Annotated in this window: 21 protein-coding genes; 10 read left to right on the top strand and 11 right to left on the bottom strand. The window is 33.3% G+C overall.

Annotated features, from left to right (window positions below):
* Positions 1–25: 25 nt before the first annotated feature.
* The 3 genes from ACFS5J_RS10545 to trmB are packed head-to-tail and all read right to left on the bottom strand — an operon-like array spanning position 26 to position 1,666.
* Positions 26–361: an MGMT family protein gene (locus tag ACFS5J_RS10545; protein ID WP_379812117.1), complete on the bottom strand. Its 336-nt coding sequence runs from the start codon at positions 359–361 to the stop codon at positions 26–28.
* Position 362: 1 nt separating this feature from the next.
* The gene (locus tag ACFS5J_RS10540; RefSeq protein WP_379812116.1) at positions 363–989 is read right to left on the bottom strand and encodes a LysE family transporter; all 627 of its coding nucleotides are present in this window, start codon (positions 987–989) and stop codon (positions 363–365) included.
* The gene (gene trmB / locus ACFS5J_RS10535) at positions 989–1,666 is read right to left on the bottom strand and encodes a tRNA (guanosine(46)-N7)-methyltransferase TrmB (protein ID WP_379812115.1); all 678 of its coding nucleotides are present in this window, start codon (positions 1,664–1,666) and stop codon (positions 989–991) included. Before trmB ends, ACFS5J_RS10540 begins: the two co-directional genes overlap by 1 nt.
* 177 nt (positions 1,667–1,843) lie before the next feature.
* On the opposite strand from trmB, the gene ACFS5J_RS10530 reads away from it, so the two are divergent.
* Complete coding sequence (locus tag ACFS5J_RS10530; protein ID WP_379812113.1) at positions 1,844–2,893, top strand: glycosyltransferase; 1,050 nt, start codon at positions 1,844–1,846, stop codon at positions 2,891–2,893.
* Here ACFS5J_RS10530 and ACFS5J_RS10525 read toward each other — a convergent pair.
* Both ACFS5J_RS10525 and ACFS5J_RS10520 read right to left on the bottom strand, forming a co-directional pair.
* The gene (locus ACFS5J_RS10525; protein ID WP_379812111.1) at positions 2,876–3,919 is read right to left on the bottom strand and encodes a sensor histidine kinase; all 1,044 of its coding nucleotides are present in this window, start codon (positions 3,917–3,919) and stop codon (positions 2,876–2,878) included. The two genes, ACFS5J_RS10530 and ACFS5J_RS10525, sit on opposite strands and share 18 nt — an antisense overlap.
* Positions 3,919–4,602, bottom strand: a complete 684-nt coding sequence (locus ACFS5J_RS10520) for a response regulator transcription factor (RefSeq protein ID WP_379812110.1) — start codon at positions 4,600–4,602, stop codon at positions 3,919–3,921. The genes ACFS5J_RS10525 and ACFS5J_RS10520 overlap by 1 nt, the downstream gene beginning before the upstream one ends.
* Before the next feature lie 178 nt (positions 4,603–4,780).
* Here ACFS5J_RS10520 and ACFS5J_RS10515 point away from each other — a divergent pair, with 178 nt between their 5' ends.
* The 5 genes from ACFS5J_RS10515 to ACFS5J_RS10495 all read left to right on the top strand — a co-directional run bounded on the left by ACFS5J_RS10515 (position 4,781) and on the right by ACFS5J_RS10495 (position 12,220).
* A complete protein-coding gene (locus ACFS5J_RS10515; RefSeq protein ID WP_379812109.1) occupies positions 4,781–7,552 on the top strand; it encodes a TonB-dependent receptor in 2,772 nt (923 codons plus the stop codon).
* Positions 7,553–7,697: 145 nt separating this feature from the next.
* Positions 7,698–8,858 carry a hypothetical protein gene (locus ACFS5J_RS10510; RefSeq protein ID WP_379812107.1) on the top strand — a complete coding sequence of 387 codons (1,161 nt, stop codon included), beginning with the start codon at positions 7,698–7,700 and terminating at the stop codon, positions 8,856–8,858.
* Positions 8,859–8,891: 33 nt separating this feature from the next.
* Positions 8,892–9,305 (top strand): T9SS type A sorting domain-containing protein, encoded by a 414-nt coding sequence (locus ACFS5J_RS10505; RefSeq protein WP_379812106.1) that lies wholly within the window; start codon positions 8,892–8,894, stop codon positions 9,303–9,305.
* A 108-nt stretch (positions 9,306–9,413) separates the two neighbouring features.
* Positions 9,414–11,165 (top strand): lamin tail domain-containing protein, encoded by a 1,752-nt coding sequence (locus ACFS5J_RS10500; RefSeq protein ID WP_379812105.1) that lies wholly within the window; start codon positions 9,414–9,416, stop codon positions 11,163–11,165.
* Between the two features lie 74 nt (positions 11,166–11,239).
* Entirely contained in the window at positions 11,240–12,220 is a 981-nt protein-coding gene (locus ACFS5J_RS10495; protein ID WP_379812104.1) for a LuxE/PaaK family acyltransferase, read from the top strand.
* Here the strand turns inward: ACFS5J_RS10495 and tyrS are convergent.
* Positions 12,213–13,514: a tyrosine--tRNA ligase gene (tyrS, locus tag ACFS5J_RS10490; protein ID WP_379812103.1), complete on the bottom strand. Its 1,302-nt coding sequence runs from the start codon at positions 13,512–13,514 to the stop codon at positions 12,213–12,215. The two genes, ACFS5J_RS10495 and tyrS, sit on opposite strands and share 8 nt — an antisense overlap.
* Before the next feature lie 85 nt (positions 13,515–13,599).
* On the opposite strand from tyrS, the gene ACFS5J_RS10485 reads away from it, so the two are divergent.
* Positions 13,600–14,589, top strand: a complete 990-nt coding sequence (locus tag ACFS5J_RS10485) for an NAD-dependent epimerase/dehydratase family protein (protein WP_379812102.1) — start codon at positions 13,600–13,602, stop codon at positions 14,587–14,589.
* Here ACFS5J_RS10485 and ACFS5J_RS10480 read toward each other — a convergent pair.
* The 3 genes from ACFS5J_RS10480 to ACFS5J_RS10470 are packed head-to-tail and all read right to left on the bottom strand — an operon-like array spanning position 14,567 to position 17,053.
* The gene (locus ACFS5J_RS10480) at positions 14,567–14,983 is read right to left on the bottom strand and encodes a DUF4296 domain-containing protein (RefSeq protein ID WP_379812101.1); all 417 of its coding nucleotides are present in this window, start codon (positions 14,981–14,983) and stop codon (positions 14,567–14,569) included. The two genes, ACFS5J_RS10485 and ACFS5J_RS10480, sit on opposite strands and share 23 nt — an antisense overlap.
* 4 nt (positions 14,984–14,987) lie before the next feature.
* Positions 14,988–16,331 carry a dihydroorotase gene (locus ACFS5J_RS10475; protein WP_379812100.1) on the bottom strand — a complete coding sequence of 448 codons (1,344 nt, stop codon included), beginning with the start codon at positions 16,329–16,331 and terminating at the stop codon, positions 14,988–14,990.
* Positions 16,331–17,053: a polyprenol monophosphomannose synthase gene (locus ACFS5J_RS10470; protein WP_379812098.1), complete on the bottom strand. Its 723-nt coding sequence runs from the start codon at positions 17,051–17,053 to the stop codon at positions 16,331–16,333. The genes ACFS5J_RS10475 and ACFS5J_RS10470 overlap by 1 nt, the downstream gene beginning before the upstream one ends.
* Positions 17,054–17,159: 106 nt before the next feature.
* On the opposite strand from ACFS5J_RS10470, the gene ACFS5J_RS10465 reads away from it, so the two are divergent.
* Complete coding sequence (locus ACFS5J_RS10465) at positions 17,160–17,825, top strand: DUF4271 domain-containing protein (protein ID WP_379812096.1); 666 nt, start codon at positions 17,160–17,162, stop codon at positions 17,823–17,825.
* 19 nt (positions 17,826–17,844) lie between these two features.
* Positions 17,845–18,594, top strand: coding sequence for a uroporphyrinogen-III synthase (locus tag ACFS5J_RS10460; protein ID WP_379812270.1), 750 nt, complete (start codon positions 17,845–17,847; stop codon positions 18,592–18,594).
* 72 nt (positions 18,595–18,666) lie between these two features.
* On the opposite strand, the gene pckA is transcribed toward ACFS5J_RS10460, so the two are convergent.
* Positions 18,667–20,292 (bottom strand): phosphoenolpyruvate carboxykinase (ATP), encoded by a 1,626-nt coding sequence (gene pckA / locus ACFS5J_RS10455; protein WP_379812095.1) that lies wholly within the window; start codon positions 20,290–20,292, stop codon positions 18,667–18,669.
* 69 nt (positions 20,293–20,361) lie between these two features.
* The gene (locus ACFS5J_RS10450; RefSeq protein ID WP_379812094.1) at positions 20,362–20,751 is read right to left on the bottom strand and encodes a DUF423 domain-containing protein; all 390 of its coding nucleotides are present in this window, start codon (positions 20,749–20,751) and stop codon (positions 20,362–20,364) included.
* Between the two features lie 123 nt (positions 20,752–20,874).
* On the opposite strand from ACFS5J_RS10450, the gene ACFS5J_RS10445 reads away from it, so the two are divergent.
* On the top strand, positions 20,875–22,245 hold the full coding sequence (locus ACFS5J_RS10445; protein ID WP_379812093.1) for a saccharopine dehydrogenase family protein: 1,371 nt from the start codon (positions 20,875–20,877) through the stop codon (positions 22,243–22,245).
* Positions 22,246–22,270 lie beyond the last annotated feature (25 nt).

The raw sequence follows: 22,270 nt of genomic DNA, 5'->3' as shown, positions 1-22,270 counted from the left end.
AAGCGGATTTTTGTTTTTGTAGTTATTAAATTTCTGGAATCCATAAATACTTTTCAAAATCAATAATTTGATTATCTTTTACGAGTACTCCTTCTGATTCCAATAATTGTTGCATCAAATTAGTTCCTTCAAAATGATGTTTACCCGTTAACATACCCTTTCTGTTAACCACCCTATGCGCAGGGACATCATCCATAGTATGACTTGCATTCATGGCCCAACCCACCATTCTTGCAGAACGAGCGGCTCCTAAACATTTTGCAATTGCCCCATAGGTTGTTACTTTTCCATAAGGAATTTTACGGGCTACTTCGTATACACGTTCAAAAAAATTATCATTATTTTTTTCAATGGCATTCAACCTAAGCTTGCATTAACTTATAAATTGACATAATTGATATAATTCCAGTAAATGCTGCCAAAATGAAATAGATATTATTAATAAGGAGATCAACTCTGTTTTCTATTTTCTTAAAAAAAACAGCATAACTATAAAAAATAGTAAATGTTCCCAATACAGCTCCAATTGAAAAAATAAAAATGGAAAGTAATGAAAAATCGAAAAGTTCTTTTGAAGCTAAAGTTAAACTTGAAATAGCAAAAAAAGGTATCGCAAACATGTTAAAACTAGCCATTATTAATCCATACACATAACGATTTCGTTTCGACTTAATTTCTACTTCTTGCTTTGGCTTTTTCACTCGAAAACCATTGTATAAAAAAGCTAAGGTAAGCATTACAAAAATTACCGTTCCAAATTTTTTCAGTGTATTACTTACCGAAGGATGACTGTCTAAAAACTTAGCAAAATAAACCCCTGTAAACACTTGAACAAATACGATTGTCAACGTCCCAAAAATAAACAACAAAGCGGCTTTTTTTGTTTCGGTTATACTGATTTTTGCGGCTAAAACGTTTAACATTCCAGGCGCAATAAATCCGACAAAAGCAACCAAATACCCTAGAAAAAAGTCCAAAATGTAGCCCATTATTCTTTTATTTTAAATTGAATATAGGTGATGGCTTTATTTTGTTCTAAATATTGACTTTCATAAAACGTTTGAATACTCGTAACTTCTTTAGGAGCTCCTTCGTTTCGGTAAACGTTATGATTGGCATAAATCACTTCGTGTCCTTCACCGTGAAGAAGCCCTAATGTATAACCGTGCATAAACTCACTATCCGTTTTCAAATGCATTAATCCATCTGGTTTTAGAATTTTTTTGTAATTCTTCAAAAACTCTGAATTTGTCATTCTATGCTTTGTACGCTTATACTTTATTTGCGGATCTGGGAAAGTAATCCAAATTTCATCCACTTCATTCTCTTCAAAACAGTGATTAATCAATTCAATTTGTGTTCGTAAAAAACAAACATTTTCAATCCCATTTTCAACAGCGGTTTTGGCACCTCTCCAGAAACGTGCTCCTTTGATATCAATCCCTATAAAGTTTTTATTTGGGTTTAATTGAGCCAAACCAACCGAATACTCCCCTTTTCCACATCCTAATTCAAGGACTATAGGATTATCGTTCTTGAAAAAATCACTTCTCCACTTCCCCTTTAATGGTAACTGGTCGCTTACGACCTCTTCGCGTGTTGGTTGAAAAACATTAGAAAACGTTTCGTTTTCCTTGAATCTTTTTAATTTATTCTTACTTCCCACAATAAATTTAATTTTTTGGTAAAATTAAGGAAATATAAAAGAACTTAATTAATTTTTATTTTGTTGTACGGAAAAGTTATATTTTAATTAAGAAAAAAAAGTTTTGCTTTTATTACTTTTGATAAGCCTATCTACTATTAAAAGTTTACAATAAAGTGCTTACGACCTACAAAAAAGATGGTAAAGAAAAAAATATTAGTTTCACCTTTAAACTGGGGACTTGGTCATGCTACACGTTGTATTCCAATTATTAAAGCTCTTGAAGGAGCTAATTTTGAGCCTATTTTAGCATCTGATGGAGATGCCTTAGGTCTATTAAAAAAAGAATTTCCGCATTTACTTGCCTTGGAATTACCTTCTTATGACATCGAATATGCTAAGAAAGGTATAAATTTCAAGTGGAAGCTTATGACGCAACTTCCTAAAATAGTTAATAGCATCAGTAAGGAACGTAAAACAGTAGACGCTTGGATAGACCAATATTCCATATCTGGCATCATTTCAGACAATCGTTTAGGCGTACATTCAAAAAAAGTACCATCGGTATTTATAACACACCAGCTTAGAGTACTGACTGGGAACACATCTTGGTTAACGACAAAATTACACCACATTTACATTAATAAATATAACGAATGCTGGGTACCTGACACTGATGGTTCACCAAACTTATCGGGAAAACTAGGGCACTTAGATATTCCTTTCAAACACATTCGCTACATTGGTCCATTAAGCCGATTGCATAAAAAAGTGACTCCTATTAAATATCAACTTATGGTGATATTGTCAGGACCCGAACCGCAACGTACACTCTTGGAAGAAAAACTAATTTTGGAATTACAGAAATACGACAAGCCTGTACTTTTTATCAAAGGAAAAATAGAGGTTAAACAACATGTAGAGATTGTTGACAACATTACCTTTTATAATTATATGGATAGCGAGCAACTAGAACTTGCTTTCAATGAAAGTGAAAAAATACTGTGTCGCTCGGGCTATACTACCATTATGGATTTAGCACATTTAGGCAAAAAAGCCTTTTTTATTCCTACTCCAGGACAATACGAACAAGAATATCTAGCCCGTAAATTAAAAACAGAACGTATAGCGCCAAGCTGCCATCAAGATAGTTTTAAAATTGAAAGACTGGATAGTATTGATTTGTACAAAGGACTAAATACTGTACCAACAAACATTAGTTGGAAAACTCTATTTCGCCTTTTCTAAAGTAAAAGAAAATTCCGAGCCCACACCAAATTCACTTTCAACGTAAATTTTTTCGTTATGGCTTTCAATAATATGCTTTACAATGGCCAATCCCAATCCCGAGCCGCCTTCGCTACGGGCACCACTTTTATCAACGCGATAAAAGCGTTCAAATAATCTTGGAATATTTGATTTCGCAATTCCTTCTCCATTATCTGTTACTCTGACAATCGCTTTATTATTGACTAAATCTTCAATACTTACTTCCGTAGTACCTCCTTGTTTGCCATATTTAATAGAATTCACAACCAAGTTGGTGACCACTTGTTGTATCTTTTCTTGATCGGCAATGACTTTAATAGGATACTTGTATTTGGTATCAAAAACCAAAGAAATATTTTTCTTTGCAGCTCGCATTTCAAGTAAATCGAAAACATTTTGAACAACATCAATAATATTAAATTCAGACAATTCAATATTAATATCACCCATTTCCAATTTGGTAATCATGTCCAAATCTTTAACGATATAAATAAGGCGCTCTACTCCTTTTTCAGCTCGTTGGAGATATTTCTTACGAATCTGCTTATCCTCCATAGCACCATCTAATAACGTAAGCAAATACCCCTGAACGGTAAACAAAGGTGTTTTCAATTCATGTGAAACGTTTCCAAGAAATTCTCTTCTATACTCTTCTCGAATTTTTAAAGTTTCTATTTCTATTTTTTTATCGCGTGCAAACTTTTGTACTTCACGGGTTAATGTAGCCATATCTGTGGTTACAGGCTGATTGCGAAATGATGCATTCTCCAAAAGGGACACATCATCATATATACGTTTTACACGTCGGTATATGAAACGCTCCACACGGTACTGTAAAACAAAAAAGGAAAAAACGAATAAGCCAATTGCAAAACACAATAATGGCCAAAAATCAGTTTGTATATAAAACTTATTCAATAAAAATAATCCTCCTATAGCAAAAAGGAATATGTATAGTGAGGATTTTAAAGCAAACTTATATGATTTTTTAAAACTTATGGTCATTAAAATTCAATTTTATAACCTACACCTTTGATAGTTTTAAAAAACTCATCGCCAATTTTTTCACGTAGTTTTCTGATGTGAACATCAATCGTCCTCCCACCAACAACTACTTCGTTACCCCAAACCTTATCCAAAATTTCTTCACGTGTAAAAACTTTTCCTGGCTTAGTAGCTAACAAATAAAACAATTCAAATTCTTTACGTGGCAATACAATTTCTTCATCTTGACGAATAATTTTATATTCTTCACGGTTAATTTCAATATCCCCTACTTTTAAAGTATCCGTTGTTTCTTCTTGATCTTTTAAACGACGTAAAAGCGCTTTTACTTTACTTACCAATACTTTTGGTTTAATCGGCTTCGGAATATAATCATCTGCTCCAGCATCAAAACCGGCAACTTGAGAATAATCTTCTGATCTAGCCGTTAAAAATGTAATAATTGTATTCTCTAGCTCTGGTAATTTTCTAAGATTTTCACAAGCTTCAATACCATCCATTTCTGGCATCATTACATCTAAGATAATTAAATTAGGCAACTCCTTTTTTGCTTTTACAATTGCCTCTTTCCCATTAGATGCCGTAACAATTTGATACCCTTCTTGTGAAAGATTATACCCTACAATCTCCAAGATATCTTGCTCATCATCAACTAATAAGATCTTAATTTCTTTGTTTTTCATTATGCTTCTTTTGTTGTTTTTCGATGGTAAAGGTAAAGATAATATAAAAAGTATAAAGGTGTTAACAATTATTTAATCAGTTAACGATTTACTAACACTTGCGGAACTTTTTTATAACCTGCAAGTAACATTGCAATAACTTGGACAGGGTTTCTTTGCAAAAAATTAAATACACAACATGAAACTTAAATTTTTATTCGTATTACTATTTATCTGTAGCTTTTCTTTTGCTCAAAATGGAACGGTTACAGGAACAATTTTAGACAAAGAATTTAACGAAGAACCATTACCTTTTGCAAACGTGACGATTAAAGGCACCTCTTTTGGTTCTTCTACAGATGATATGGGGAAATACTCTATATCATTAAAACCAGGAAGCTATACACTTGTTATTGCTTATTTAGGTTACGAAACTAAAGAAATTCCATTTTCGATTAAAGCAAAAGAAAATAAAGTTATCAACTATACTTTAGCAGCCGATGGCGTTCAACTTGCCGATGTTGTTATTGTACATACTGTTACAAAAGAAAGCGAGCAAGCACTGTTACAAGAACAACAAAAAGCGGTAGAAATCAAGCAAGCTATTGGAGCTGAAGAAATTTCTAAAAAAGGTATCAGCGATGTTGCCGCTGCAGTTGCCAAAACAACTGGTATTTCTAAGCAAGAAGGTTCTGGTAGTATTTATGTAAGAGGTTTAGGAGATCGATATAACTCAACAACTCTAAATGGATTACCATTACCCTCAAACAATCCTTCTAACAAAAACATAAGTCTTGATATCTTTTCAACTGACATTGTAGAATATATAGGTATTGACAAAACATACAATTATAAAAATTACGGTGATTTTGCTGGAGCAAATGTTGATATTGTTTCTAAAAATTATAAAGGTTCTGGACTACTAGAAATCGGAACAGGATTCTCAGGTAATTCTAATGCCTTGAACCAAAATAAATTTTACCTACAAGATGGTCCTAACTTTCATGGATTTAGCAACGAGCGAATACCTAACGACCCACTAGGCGGATATAATTTTAGTACAAGTTGGGATAAAAATGGAGCTACACCTATTGGAAGTTCTTTGTACATATTAGGTGGAGATTCATTTGATGTAGGAGCAAACGGAAAATTAAGCTTCTTCTTAAACACATCATTCGATAACAATTACAACTTTACAGAAGGGGTAAGAAGAGGAAGTGTTGAAGCTAGTCAAGGAATTGCTAAAAAAGACCTTTACAGAATGTCTTACAATTATTCAACAAGTTCAAATGCAATGGCTAATATTAATTACAAAATTAATAATAACCATAACTTGAGAATTAACTCAATGTTTATTAATTCAACCTCTCAAAAGCACGAAGAATACACAGGGGTTTTAGACATATTTGATAACGCTACAGAAGGAGGTGGTTTTGTAAGAAGATCCACTTTTGACAGAACTTCATTGTTAGTAAATCAATTATTAGGGGAGCATAAATTTGGCGAGAGAACTGTTTTCGACTGGGGATTATCATACAACATGTTAACAAATGTTATTCCAGATCGTATGCAAAATACTTTTACTCCTAGTGTTCAAAGTGACCCTTCATCTCCTTTAGTACCATCAAACCTAAACCAAGCTGACAACCACAGATTTTTCCAAGAAATGACAGATGATGAATTAGCCGGTAACTTTGCTTTATCTTATAAATTTGGTAAAAAAGATGATGATACTTACAAAGGAAAATTCACAGCAGGATATAGTGCTAGATACAAAGAAATTAATTTTGACGCTACACAATTTAACTTTGCAATAAGTAGAACCATAGCACAACCTACAATTGATTTAAACAATATTGACGGTTATTTCAACCAAAACAACTTAGACGCTGGATTATTCTCCATCAGAACCTTTAGAGGAGATTATTCAAACCCGATTGCTCTGAAACCACAAAATTTCAACGGTCAACAAATTATATCTGCAGGTTTTGGTGCTATTGAATACCAATTCACTCCTAAATTATTTGTAATTGGAGGTTTCCGTTCAGAATACATTATTCAAGATATTTTTTATGACACTTCTTTAAAACAAGGCAAAAACAAGTCTGACACGATGGAGTATCTTCCTAGTTTAACTGCAAAATATGAATTATCAGAAAAACAGAATTTAAAATTTGCAGCTAGTAAAACGTATACTTTACCACAATTTAAAGAGAGAGCGCCATTCTTATTTGAGGAAGTAGGACAAAGCTATTTCGGTAACCCATTTTTATACAACTCTACCGACTATAACTTCGATTTAAAATGGGAATATTTCCCTAAAAACGGTGAAGTTGTTTCTGTAACAGGTTTTGGTAAATACATTCAGAATCCAATTAATGAAATTATTGTAGCTTCTGCAACAAACGACATTTCATGGGCAAACTCAGGAGAAAAAGCTACCGGTATTGGTGCAGAAGTTGAAGTACGTAAAAATCTTTTTACTAGGGAAAATACTAACACAAATAAAAAAACAAATTTAAATCTTGGGGTAAATGTATCTTATCTTAACACTGATCAAGATCTTGATGCCGCTAAAGTAAATAGAGAAACTAATGGTACTATTACTGCTTTCTTTACTGAAAAGAATTCAAGATTAACAGGTGCTTCAGATTTATTAGCCAATATGGACTTAGGATTCAGCAAAGACTTTTCAGAAGAAAAATCGCTTTCTGCTACTCTTGCTGCAGCATATTTTTCAGACAGAGTATATTCACTTGGTTCATCTAAAAAAGGAAACTTAGTAGACAGTGAAGTTATTACTTTAGACTTTGTTTTTAAATTTAAATTTAACAAAAATCTGGGTCTTGGTTTCAATGCTAAAAACTTACTAGATCCTACAATTGAAAGAAAACAAGAAATACAAAATGTAATTGTTGATTCATACAAAAAAGGCAGAAACTTCAGTCTATCAATGAAATACACATTCTAAAACATTTAATTAACAATTAATAAAGATTAGAGAGGTTTTGTTTAAAACCTCTCTAATTATTTTTAATAAACTCATAACATTAGCGTAAAACTCTAATAGCATAGACATTATACATTTGTCTTATCAAAATTAAATAACACAAAAAATGAAAAAATTACTTTTATCTACATTAGCTATTGCAGCTTTAACTTTTGTTTCTTGTTCAAGAGACGAAGATGAAACAATTGTTCCAGACAACACTGTTACTATTAATCCGGAAGATTTCAAAGGAGAATTAACAGCTGGTCAAGCAGTAACATTAGATGCAAACCAAGTGTACAAATTAACTGGTTCATTTGTAGTAAAAGCCGGTGCAACATTAACGATTCCTGCTGGAACAAGAATTGAGGCTACTGGAGGAACTGCTTCTTATATAGCAATTGCACAAGATGGTTTATTATATGTTAACGGAACAGCAACAAACCCAGTTGTTATGACTAGTGGAAGTGCTAACCCTGAAACAGGTAACTGGGGAGGATTAGTGATTTGTGGTAAAGCCAAAACAAATAAAGGAGGATCAAACGGAGAGAGCGCAACTGCAGAGGTTTCTGATTTAACTTACGGTGGAAATGACGACACAGATAGTTCTGGTGTTATCCGTTATTTAAGAGTGGAATATACAGGTGCTGCTTTTAACGCAGATAAAGAGTTTAATGGAGTGTCTTTATTTGCTGTAGGATCTGGTACAGTTTTCGAATATGTACAAGCTTATAAAAGTGGTGATGATGGTATAGAATTCTTCGGAGGTTCGGTAAATGCAAGAAACCTTGTTGCTTTACACAGTGAGGATGATGCTATTGACTTTGCTGATGGCTTCTCAGGAACTTTAGAAAACGTTTATATTAAAGATGTTGCTAAAGCAGGTGTTGAAGGTTCGAACAACGGTGATAACGGTGCAGCATTACCTACTACAAATGCAACTTTGAAAAACTTTTCAATTGTTAAAGGAGCTTTAGCTGGAGAAGAACACGGAATGTATTTAAAAGAAGGTGCTGGTCACTGGACAGCTTCAAACATCTATATTGATGGTTTTGCTAAGGGGTTAAAAATTAAAAATGTTACAGGCGATCCAGTTGCAAATGCTAATATTGATAATGGGTTCATCACTTTTAATCCAATTCAATTCAACATCACTGGAACAGCAGAATCAGATAAATCAGAATATGTTGGAGTAAATACAACTTACATTGTAGAAGCAAACAACACTGGTGCTGGTAATGGTGCTGATGCTCCTTCTTGGACTCAAGGTTGGACGGTAGGTTTGTAATAAACATACAAATTAAAGTTAAAATCCCTCATTATGAGGGATTTTTCTTTTGGCATTGATTTTGCTTTTAAAAAATTATTATCTTTACACATTATTTGTAACCAAATGGCAAAAAACTACTTTTATATTATTTTACTGTTTTTCTCATTACTTTCTTTCGATGTTCTATCACAAGAAAGTAAAGGTGTTGCTACGAATAAATCACAAGAACCTACTATTGCAGGCTTAAACATTTATCCAAATCCTACAAGTTCTGGTAAAATTTATGTTACGACTAAAAGTTCCTTGGATAAAAAAATTGAAATTTTTGATGTTTTAGGAAAAAAAGTCCTTGAAACTATCACCTCTTCAAAAGAAATAAATATCAGTGCACTTACACCTGGTGTTTACTTTATAAAGGTTAAAGAAGGAGAAGCTTCTGCCACCAGAAAATTAATTATCAACTAATTACATTTCTATTCTTCCATTTTTTAACGGTAATTTCACGTTAATTTTATGCATGCATATAACTAATATTGTTATATTTGTGTGTCTAATACGTAAATTTTGTTAAAAATGAAAAAACTTTACTTTTTTACTTTTTTATTTATTTCTACACTTTCTTTCAGTCAAGCTACAGATCTTTATTTTAGTATGTATGGCGAAGGATCATCGAATAATAAATTCTTAGAAATATACAATGGAACTAATGCTAGTGTTGACTTAGCGGATTATTCAGTTGAATTATATGCTAACGGAGCTACAACTGCAACAAACACTCAAACTTTTACCGCTGGCACAATGCTAGCAGCTGGTGATGTTTATGTACTGTATAACAGTTCATCTAACGCCTCTATTGTAAGCGCAGGTGATAGTAGTTCATCGACCTGTAATTTTAATGGAGATGACGCAATTGCTTTATTAAAATTAGGAAGTATAATTGATGTAATAGGACAAATTGGTTTTGATCCCGGAACTACCTGGGCTGTTGGTAGTACATCTGACGGAACTTTAAATCATACATTAGTTAGAAAATCTTCTGTATGTAGTCCAAATCCAGTCGCATTAAGTTCATTTGGAACAGATGATGCCACTTCAGAATGGGATGTATACGCAATTGATACAGAATGGGGACAAATAGGTTCACATAATGGTTGTTCTACAGCACCTTCATTAGTAATTTCTTCTCCTATAAACAATACAACATTTAACCCGCTCGTTTCGAATGTTGACATTACACTTTCAATTTCAAATTTTATAGTTGGCAACCCAGGATCTGGAATAGACGGTCACATTCACTACACAGTAGCTGTAAATGGAGGCACTCCTGCCATGACTATGAAATATGATACAGCACCTATAGCTTTAGCAGTAACTCCGGGTAACACTTATACCGTATATGTAGAATTAGTAGATAATAGTCATGTCGCCATTACACCGGCAGTTAATGCCACAGTAGATTTCGAAATTGCTACTTTAAATACTGTAGCTGATCTTGCCGCTTTAAGAGCAGATGTTATTACAAACGGCACTGGAAGATACTATCAAATATCAACGAATCCAGTAATTACTTATTCAAGAAACATACGAAATCAAAAATACATTCAAGATTCAAGTGCTGCAATATTAATTGACGACAACGATGGCATTATGCCTTTTGCATCTGGACCTATTCAAGGTGATGCTCTTTCGTCATTGGTTGGTTCTACTTCAGAATTCAACGGCGTATTGCAATTAATACCTTTACAGGCAGCAACTGTAGTTTCTTCTGGAAATACGGTAACACCTCAAATTGTAACCGCAAGTGCTATCAGTGCCAATATTGAAGCATATGAAAGCGAATTGGTGCAAATAAATACTGCAAGCTTTACAGAAGCAGATGGATCTACTGTTTTTGCTTCTGGAACAAATTATACCCTTAATGATGGTTCCGACATTGTGTTCCGAACTTTATTCAATGAATCAAATTACATCGGACAAGTAATCCCTTCAGGAGCTGCAAATAGAATAGTTTTAGTTACAGAATTTAACGGAACCGCACAAGTAGTTGCGCGTTCAATTGCTGACGTAACACTGTCAACAAAATCATTTGACAAAATTAATGGTTTACAAATGTATCCAAATCCAATTTCTGGAAATATTTTAAACATCATATCTGACAAAAATTCAGCAAAGCAAATTCAAGTTTTTGACATCTTAGGCAAGCAAGTTTTAGATGCAATTGTTGCAAACAACACCGTTAACATCGGAAACTTAGAAAGCGGAATTTACCTTGTTAAAATTAACGAAGAAGGCACTACTGCAACTAGAAAATTAGTTGTGAAATAATCACATTAAATTATTACAAAAAAGGATCAACAAATTGTTGGTCCTTTTTTATTTTATAGCTTTGTAAAAAAAACTTGATACCACAAACTGACATATTTACGATTTCTGGAAAAAAGGATTTTGAAAAAATAGCACTTAAAGTGTTCCGTTATCAATTTGACAATAACTTGGTATACCAGCAATTCTGTCAGTATTTAAAAAAGGATAAATCAAATGTTAAATCACTAATTGATATTCCTTTTCTACCCATTCAATTTTTTAAAACACACGAAATCGTAAGTACAACTGCTGCAATTCAACAGACTTTTACTAGTAGCGGTACTACTGGAATGACAACTAGTAAACACCCAGTAACAGATATTTCAATTTACGAACAAAGTTACCGAAATGGATTTTCGGAATTTTACGGTAATATTGAAGACTACTGTGTTTTAGCATTACTCCCTTCTTATTTGGAGCGTGAGGGCTCATCTTTGATCTATATGGTGGAAGATTTAATCACTTCAAGTAATCATCCTGATTCTGGTTTTTACCTCAACAATTTTGACGATTTAACTAGCAAATTGATTCAACTAGACAATGAAGGACAAAATGTATTGTTAATTGGTGTTACCTATGCTTTATTGGATTTAATTGAAATACAACAATTTCAATTAAAAAACACCATAATTATGGAAACGGGAGGCATGAAAGGCAAACGCAAAGAGATGATTCGTGAAGAATTACATCAACTACTTTGTGAGGGATTTGGTGTGCCGGTAATACATTCTGAATACGGCATGACAGAGCTTTTATCACAAGCCTATTCTCTCGGAAATGGTGTTTTTGAATGCCCGCCTTGGATGCAAATTTTAATCCGTGACACTGAAGATGCTTTAACCTATGTTTCGGAAGGAAAAACAGGAGGCATAAACGTAATTGATTTAGCCAATATCAATTCTTGCTCCTTTATTGCTACTCAAGATTTGGGAAAAAAATATCCCAACCATTCTTTCGAAGTGTTGGGACGTTTTGATAATTCTGATATTCGTGGTTGTAACCTTATGGTTATTTAATGCGAATTACATAGTAATTTTTCTTTCCTTTTTGCAATAACAAGAACTGGTTGTTAATCAAATCTTCTTTTGTTATTATTCTATCTTCTTTCACTTTTTCTTTGTTTAAAGAAATAGCATTTTGTTTCAATTCACGACGTGCTTCTCCATTTGAAGCTAAGAAATTCGTTTTGGCAGCCATTGCAGCAATCATATCCAATCCTTCTTCTAAATCAACCATTGAAAGCTCAGCCATAGGCACACCATCAAATACTTCTAAAAAAGTCTTTTCATCCAATTTCTTCAACTCATCCATATTCGGACTAAAGAAAGCTCCAGAAGCAGCAATAGCATTATCTAAATCCTCTTTAGAATGCACAAACAATGTAACTTCGGCTGCTAAACGCTTTTGCAATACTCGTAAATGTGGCGCTTCATGATGTTCAGCAATTAACGCTTCAATGGTTTCTTTATCTAAGAAAGTAAAAATCTTGATGTATTTCTCAGCATCAATATCTGAAGTGTTCAACCAAAATTGGTAAAATTTGTAAGGAGACGTTTTATCGGCAGTCAACCAAACATTTCCACCTTCCGATTTTCCAAACTTTGAACCATCAGCTTTTGTTATTAACGGACATGTCATTGCATATGCTTTGGAACGTTCTTCGCTATCGACATTCATTCTACGTACCAATTCTGTTCCTGTAGTAATATTACCCCACTGATCACTTCCTCCCATTTGCAACAAACAGTTGTATTCTTTATTCAAATGGTAAAAATCATACCCTTGAATTAACTGGTACGTAAACTCTGTAAAACTCATTCCAGCCCCATCGCTTTCAAATCTCTTTTTTACAGAATCTTTTGCCATCATGTAATTAACTGTAATACGTTTTCCAACATCACGAGCAAAAGCAATAAATGAAAATTCTTTCATCCAATCGTAGTTATTTACCAAAATTGGAGCATTCTCATCAGTCGCATCAAAATCTAAGAAACGTGAAAGTAAATTTCTAATTCCGTTTACGTTTTTAGTAAGCGTAGCTTCGTCCAACAAATTACGTTCATCCGACTTTCCTGAAGGATCTCCAATCATACCTGTAGCCCCACCCACTAAAGCGATAGGTCTGTGTCCAAAATTACGCAAGTGACGCAATAAAATGATAGGTACTAAACTACCAATATGTAGGGAGTCAGAAGTTGGGTCGAAACCTATATATGCAGTAGTAGACTCTTTTAGCAATTGCTCTTCAGTTCCAGGCATCATATCATGAACCAGACCTCTCCAACGTAGTTCTTCTACTAAATTTTTCATTTCTTTATTACTATTTATTAGGCAAAGATAGCTTTTACATTAAAAGTTTAAAAGTATATATTTAAAAGTTTGTTATTTTTACAGCATGATTTTAGTTACAGGCGCAACAGGATTAGTTGGTTCTCACTTATTGATAACTTTACTGCAAGAAAACAACGCAGTAAAAGCATTATACCGTGATAAAAAAAGTATTGATCAGGTACGCCATGTTTTTCAATACAAAAACCACTTATCGCTTTTTGATAAAATTATTTGGACAAAAGGAGATATTACCGATATACCTTCTTTAACTATAGCATTTCAAAATGTATCCAAAGTATACCATTGTGCTGCTTTAATTTCCTTTGACCCAAAAGACGAAGAGTTACTACGAAAAACCAATATCGAAGGCACCGCAAACATTGTAAACTGCTGCATCGACTTCAACGTTGACAAATTATGTTATGTAAGTTCCATTGCCGCTCTTGGTGATGCAAAAGAAAACGAAACAACTGTTACTGAAGAAACAGAATGGAACCCTGAAAAACTTCACGGCGACTATGCCATTTCTAAATTTGGAGCTGAAATGGAAGTTTGGCGGGGATTTCAAGAAGGTTTAAATGTTGTTATTGTAAATCCTGGTGTTATTTTCGGATATGGATTTCCAGAAAAAGGAAGTGGTGTAATTGTGAATTCAGTAAAAAAGGGCAATCCTTTTTACACTAATGGATTAATTGGAATTATAGCAGTAGAAGATGTAGTTAACTGTATGACGAGCCTTATGAATAGTTCAATTTCAGGAGAACGATATACATTAGTTAGTGAAAACCTCAGCTATTTAGATTTATTCAAACGAATTGCTGACAATCTTAATATAAAACACCCTTATTTACATGCAAACCGAACCTTAACTTCGTTTGCATGGCGCGCCGATTGGTTTTTAGCAAAGATTACTGGAAAAAAAAGAGCCTTTACAAAAGCAACTGCAAAGGCCTCTCATTCAAAAATATTCTATAACAACGAGAAAATACAAACAACTCTCGATTTTACTTTCACAGACATGGAGAAATATTTTACTCTATACGCATCTTTTTAGGCTTAAACGAAGTATCTAATTTTTTAAAAGTTGTTTTTTTCTCAATAACTTCCTTTTTTGCAAGCGTATCGGCAATTGCTTTTTGAGCATCTACCTTTTTTATAATAGCATCGTATATTTTCTTATACTCTTTAGGATTTGAGGTATAATACCTTTGATTTTGAACAAAAGTTAAACTATCAATCCCATACTTTTCAAAAATATAAGTAGTCGTATTTACATTTCCATCAATCAACTTTTCAGCGTTATAGACTTCCGCAGCCTGTAAAACTGCAATATCATGTAATATCTCTACCATCTTTGCTTCCCCTAAATCATTTTTAGGCTTCGATATAGGATTATTATTGCAACTAATGCCTATTAAAACAACGCATATGAAAATATATTTTTTCATTGTATTACTCTCTTTCAAAAAGCAAACGTTGACCTGCTTTTACATCTTTAACTTTACCATTAGTATAAACCAATTTACCATTTACAAAAGTATGGGTTATTCTTGATTTAAAATTTGTCCCCTCGAACGGAGACCATCCACAGTGGTATAAAATATTTTCTTTTTTAACAACCCAAGGCAGATGTGAATTTACAATTGCTAAATCCGCATAATACCCTTCTTTTATAAATCCACGTTTTTCAATTTTGAAAATTTTTGCAGGATTGTGACACATTTTCTCCACAATCTTCTCTACAGAAATTTTTCCTTTTAAATGTGCTTCAAACATAGCAACTACTGCATGTTGTACTAAAGGCCCTCCTGAAGGACACGATGTATATGGATTCATTTTTTCCTCTAAAGTATGTGGAGCATGATCAGTTGCAATAACATCTATTCTATCATCTAATAATGCCTCCCAAAGCGCATCTTTATCCACTTGTGTTTTAACCGCAGGATTCCATTTAATCAAACTACCCTTTGTTTCATAATCTGCATCGGTAAACCAAAGATGGTGCACACAAGCCTCAGCTGTAATTTGTTTCTCTTCTAATGGAATTTTATTGGTAAACAATTCCATCTCTTTTGCAGTAGACAAATGGAAAATATGCAAACGAGCTCCCGTTTTCTTTGCCAATTCAATTGCTTTTGACGAAGAAAGATAACAAGCTTCTGCACTTCTAATTAAATGATGAAACTTCATTGGAATATCATCACCATATTCTTCTTTATATTTTTCAAAATTCGCTTTTATTGTCGCTTCGTCTTCACAATGAACCGCAATAAGCATTTTTGTTGATGAAAATATCTTTTCTAATACTTCTTGATTATCCACCAACATATTACCAGTAGAAGAACCTAAAAACAACTTAATTCCTGCTACATTTCTAGGATTAGTTTTTAAGACTTCTTCAAGATTATCATTTGTACCCCCCATCATAAAAGAATAGTTGGCAAAAGAAGTTTCTGCAGCAATCTGGTATTTTTGTTCCAACAATTCTTGAGTAACTGCATTAGGGACAGTATTCGGCTGCTCTATAAAAGAGGTAATACCCCCAGCAACAGCTGCTCTAGATTCTGAAGCTATATTTCCTTTATGCGTTAACCCTGGCTCTCTAAAATGCACTTGATCATCAATAGCACCAGGAATCAAATAACTTCCTTCCGCATCAATGATTATACATTCTGAGGATTTCGGACTAATTTTATCGGCTATTTCTTTAATAAACTCGTTTTCTACTAAAACGTCACCTTCAAAAATATCACCTTCATTAACGATTTTCGCGTTTTTAATTAAAAAAGTGCTCATTATAATGTTTTAAATAAATTCTTAATTCTTAATAACACAACCCCTACAACAGCTTCTCTAATAATAGAACCACTCATTTTAGACTGTCCTTTTGTTCTATCGGTAAAAATAATGGGAACTTCTACCAATTTAAGCTTTTTCACAAAGGCCCTATATTTCATTTCAATCTGAAACGCATAACCTACAAACTTTATTTTATCAAGGTCAATAGTTTCTAATACATTTCTTTTATAACATACAAAACCTGCCGTTGCATCGTGAATACGCATACCTGTAATAATACGAACATAAATAGACGCAAAATACGACAATAACACCCTCGATAACGGCCAGTTAACAACATTTACCCCAGTAGAATATCGTGACCCTATCGCTACATCTGCTCCATCATTACACGCTGCAAACAATTTGATTAAATCTTCTGGATTATGTGAAAAATCAGCATCCATTTCAAAAATATAATCATAACCTTGTTGTAATGCCCATTTAAAACCGTGCACATAAGCAGTTCCTAATCCTGATTTTTTACTTCTAACTTCTAAAAACAAGGTTTCAGGATACACGTGTTGCATTTCCATAACCTTACGAAAAGTACCATCGGGAGAATTATCATCGACAATTAAAACATGGAAAGCATCTGAAACTTTAAATACCGCCTGAATAATACTTTCAATATTTTCAATTTCGTTAAAAGTTGGAATTACAACTATATTTTTTGACATTATAAATGTAAATTTTCAGATTACAAAAATAAACTTTTTATCGGCTCTATATCTTAATTAATTTATAATAATACAAATCATTGCTTTTTTGTAAATTTACCGCACTATGATAAACGTAAATTTTCAAGAGCGTATACTCAATTCAGGTGACTGGGCAACAGTACTTTTTATAATAAGTTTTATTATAATTGCAATCAACCGAAACGTGTTCAATCCGCGTTTTGTTGAATTTTCACGTCTAGCCGTTTCCAATAAATATACTAAAATCTACAAAGACAGTAGTAATATGTTGAGTGGTTTTACCATTTCATTATTTCTCGTTCAATTAATCTCATTTTCGTTTTTCATTCTTTTAACCCTAAGCCATTTTAATATTTTCAAAAAAACTGATGGTATTGCCTACATACAAGTTTTTACTTTTTTAGGGGTTTTTATCTTATCTAAATACTTAATTGAAAAAATTATTGCTACTACTTTTAACATGGAAGAGTTTAACGAACAATTTAATCTGTTAAAAGTTAGTTATCGTACATATTTAGGATTTGTTTTGCTTCCAGTTAATTTGGTACTTTTTTATAATGATTTGAATTACACTTGGTTTTATATAGGACTCATTTTTATTTTGTTAATCCTTAATGGACTCGCTTATTTTTTTACATTAAAAACTTATCAAAACTATGTAGCTCGTAAAATGTTTTATTTTATTTTATATCTTTGCACACTTGAAATAGCGCCTTACTATTTTATATATTATTGGATTACTAAAAAATAGAATAAAGTATATGTCAAATTTGAAAGTGAAAACAATTTTGGTTTCACAACCAGAGCCTAAAGTAGAAAATTCTCCTTATTTTGAGCTTCAAAATAAGCTGAAAGTAAAAGTTGACTTTAGACCTTTTATACACGTTGAAGGCGTTTCTGCGAAAGAAGTAAGAGCTCAGAAAATTGACTTAAGTAAATTTACAGCAATTATCTTGACCAGTAGAAATTCTGTAGATCACTTCTTCAGAGTAGCCGAAGAAATGCGTTACAAAATCCCAGAAGATTTGAAGTATTTTTGCCAATCTGAAGCAGTTGCTTTTTACTTACAACGATATGTTGTTTACAGAAAGCGTAAAATCTATGTTGGTCAAAAGGAATTTGCTGATTTAGCACCTTTGATTAAAAAATACAAAGACGAGAAGTTTTTATTACCAAACACCGATCAATTAAACGCTGATGTTCCACAAACATTAAATAGTTTAAAAGTAGATTGGACACAAGGTATTTTTTACAGAACTGTCGTAAGTGATTTATCTGACTTAAAAGATGTATACTATGACATTTTAGCGTTTTTTAGTCCAACAGGAATCCGTTCTTTATTTCAAAATTTCCCAGACTTCAAACAAAACAACACTAGAATTGCTGTTTTCGGAACTACAACTCAAAAAGAAGCACTAGACAACGGTTTACGCGTTGACATTATGGCTCCAGCTCCTGGAACACCTTCAATGACTGGCGCACTAGAAAAATACATTGCTGAAGTAAACAAATCGAAATAATTTTTTTATTTCTTCCCCATAAAAAAAGGGTTTCCAATTGGAAACCCTTTTATATTTCAAGCTTTACCTCAATTATAATTTCGGTCCAGCATTTACTAAATTCATTCCTTCTTCGTTATCTGTATATTGAACAAAGTTTGTGATAAATTTAGACGCTAAATCTTCAGCTTTTTTATTCCACGCAGCAGCATCTGCATAAGTATCTCTTGGATCTAAAATATTAGAATCAACATCATGTAAAGCTGTTGGCACTTCAAAGTTAAATACTGGAATTACTTTTGTTTCAGCTTTCTCAATAGAACCATCTAAAATCGCATCAATAATAGCACGCGTATCTTTAATAGAAATACGTTTTCCAGTTCCATTCCAACCTGTATTTACCATATAGGCTGTAGCATTGTGCTCTTCCATCTTTTTAACTAATTCTTCACCGTATTTTGTTGGATGAAGCGATAAGAATGCCTTTCCAAAACATGCCGAGAATGTTGGTTGTGGTTCCGTAACTCCTCTTTCAGTTCCAGCTAATTTAGCTGTAAAACCAGACAAGAAGTAATATTTAGTTTGCTCTGGTGTCAATTTCGACACTGGAGGCATTACTCCAAAAGCATCCGCTGTTAAGAAAATAACCTTAGTTGCATGTCCCGCTTTAGAAACTGGCTTAACAATATTTTGAATATGATTAATAGGATAAGAAACACGAGTGTTTTGCGTTACTGATCCGTCAGAAAAATCAATTTTACCATTTGCATCAAGCGTAACGTTTTCAAGTAAAGCATCTTTTTTAATTGCACCAAAAATATCTGGTTCATTTTCTTTACTCAAATCGATAGTTTTAGCATAACAACCTCCTTCAAAGTTGAATACACCGTCATTATCCCATCCGTGCTCATCGTCTCCGATTAATTCACGTTTAGGATCTGTAGATAAAGTAGTTTTTCCTGTACCTGAAAGACCAAAGAAAACAGCAACATCTCCATTTTCTCCTTTATTTGCAGAACAGTGCATAGAAGCAATTCCTTGAAGCGGTAAGTAGTAGTTCATCATAGAGAATAAACCTTTCTTCATTTCACCACCATACCAAGTTCCACCAATTAGCTGAATTTTTTCAGTTAAGTTAAACGCTACAAAAACTTCTGAATTTAAACCGTACTTCGCATAGTCTTTAAACGATGTTTTAGAAGCATTCATCACGATAAAATCTGGCTCCCCAAAGTTATCCAATTCTTCTTCCGTAGGACGGATAAACATGTTTTTAACAAAATGCGCTTGCCATGCTACTTCCATAATAAAACGCACTTTTAAACGTGTGTTTTCATTTGCACCACAAAACGCATCTACTACATATAATTTTTTCCCTGATAATTGGTTTACTGAAACTTCTTTAAGCGCATTCCAAGTATCTGTAGAAATTGGTTTATTATCATTTACTGCTTTCTCAGAAGTCCACCAAATAGTGTTCTCTGTTGTAGCATCCTTTACAATGTATTTGTCTTTAGGCGAACGACCCGTGAATTCTCCTGTCATTACATTTACAGCTCCTAACTCAGAAAGTTGACCTTTTTCAAAACCTTGTAAATGGTCACTTAATTCTTCTGAATATAAATCATCGTATGATGGATTGTAAATAATTTCAGAAACATCTTTAATTCCATATTTCTCTAACGAAATCGTTTTCGCTCTTTGAGTGTAATTATCCATACAATTGTTAGTTATGTTGTTGTTTGAATTTAAAACGCAAAATTATAAATTAAATTTTAGAATGTATTGTTAATTAGTGTTTTTTAGTATGAGCGCATACAAAAAGTACCCCCATGAAGCAATTAAAAACATTCCTCCTATAGGCGTAATAGGCCCCAATATTTTAGTTTTTAACCCTGTAATTACACTAGTAGACAATAAATAAATAGAACCTGAAAATAGAAGTACTCCAATTGTTACCAAATAAAAAACAATTACTTTCTCCTTTAAACCTAGCAATGAAGAGTTAGCTATAAACAAAAGGAATAGAGCGTGATACATTTGATAACGCACTCCTGTTTCAAATGAAGTTAATGCCTCAACAGCAAGCACTTTTTTGAGAGCATGAGCACCAAATGCCCCTAAAATAATTGCAACCATTCCAAGAATAGCGGCTACAATAAGAATTTTTCGTTCCATTTTTTCTAATTTGACACAAATATAAACAATTCTAATTATGTTAAATAATCACTTTAGCACTAATTTGTTTTAAAAAAATATAACATTTTACTATCTTCGTGTTACATTTATATTGCCAAACCTATGAGAAAAATCTTAGTGATTGGAGCGGGACGTTCCGCTTCTTCCTTAATCAAATACCTACTAGACAAATCAGAAACAGAAAACCTACATATCACTATTGCCGACTTATCGTTAGCATTAGCCCAACAAAAAGCACAAAACCATATCAATGCAAGAGCCATAGCTTTTGACATTCACAATATAGAGCAACGTCACCAAGAAATCAAAAATTCAGATATTGTAGTTTCCATGCTACCTGCTTTTATGCATATGGAAGTTGCTAAAGATTGCATCCGCTTCAAAAAGAGTATGGTGACCGCTTCTTATATAAGTCCTGAAATGCAAGCTCTCGATACAGAAGCAAAAGAAAACAACTTAATCTTCATGAACGAAATAGGCCTTGATCCTGGAATTGACCACATGAGTGCTATGAAAGTCATTGATCAGATTAGAGACAAAGGCGGTAAAATAATTTTATTTGAATCATTTTGCGGCGGTTTAGTAGCTCCAGAAAGCGACACTAATTTATGGAACTATAAATTTACATGGAACCCAAGAAATGTGGTATTAGCAGGACAAGGAGGAGTTGCTAAATTTATACAAGAAGGCACTTACAAATACATTCCTTACAATAAATTATTCCGTCGTACAGAATTCCTGAATGTTGAAGGTTATGGAAAATTTGAAGCGTATGCCAATAGAGACTCATTAAAGTACCGTTGCATTTATGGATTAGAAGACGCTTTGACAGTTTTCCGTGGTACTATTAGAAGAGTAGGATATTCGAGAGCATGGGACATCTTAGTTCAATTAGGAATGACGGATGACTCATACACTTTAGACAATTCAGAAGAAATGACTTATCGTGAGTTTACCAATTTATTCCTACCATATCACCCAAGTGACACTGTAGAAATCAAGTTACGTCATGCACAAAAAATTGATCAAGATGATATCATTTGGGATAAACTAGTAGAAATTGGCTTATTTGACAAAACTCAAAAAATAGGGTTAAAAGATGCTACCCCTGCACAAGCCCTTGAAAAAATTCTTTCCGAAAAATGGGCACTCCAACCTAATGATAAAGACATGATTGTAATGTATCATAAATTTGGTTACGAATTAAACGGAGAACAAAAACAAATTGATGCCACTATGGTGTGCTTAGGGGACGATCAAACCTATACCGCCATGGCCAAAACAGTGGGACTACCTGTCGCAATTGCAACTTTAAAAATTCTTAATGGAGAAATTACTACTCCCGGTGTTCAACTTCCCATAAAGAAAGAAATATACGACCCTATTTTAGAAGAACTCGAGAAGTTTGGAGTAGTATTTCACGAACACCAAACACCTTATTTAGGTTACAACACAGAAAACTATAGCTATTAAAAAAACAAGCCCCAAACTTTTAAAA

This window comes from Flavobacterium chuncheonense (assembly GCF_042686145.1).
Taxonomy (GTDB): Bacteria; Bacteroidota; Bacteroidia; order Flavobacteriales; family Flavobacteriaceae; genus Flavobacterium; species Flavobacterium chuncheonense.
Note: the sequence above shows the minus strand (reverse complement) of the source record. Positions and strands in the feature narration are given on the sequence as shown.